The organism is Peribacillus sp. SIMBA_075, from assembly GCF_046534585.1.
Genome location: NZ_JAWRYN010001226.1, coordinates 1 through 249 on the forward strand (window position 1 = coordinate 1; position 249 = coordinate 249).

Below are 249 nucleotides of genomic sequence, written 5' to 3' on the forward strand. Positions count from 1 at the left end.
ATGTTGCCAGCGTCACGCGTCGTGATGGCACCCCAGCCCTCGGCTTTCACCTTATCGTAAAACCCAAGATCCTTGGCTAGCTCCATTTTGAACTCCTCTGACATCATGCTGCCTCGTCTGCGACCCATGATAGCCTCCCTTCTCGTTGACAAGTTTAGTTTGTCCCACAGAGGCTTTTTCATTGACCACTACGCCATAGATTTGGCGGGGCGTGGTTGCATGCACTTATACTGAAGCAGAATATTATCT

General features: G+C 50.2%; 1 protein-coding gene. It reads right to left on the reverse strand.

Going from position 1 to position 249, the window contains the following annotated elements; all coding sequences use genetic code 11:
• A partial coding sequence (locus SB775_RS32225) for a protein sspF (protein WP_410865358.1) occupies nucleotides 1-128 on the reverse strand: 128 nt, incomplete at its 3' end.
• Nucleotides 129-249: the final 121 nt, after the last annotated feature.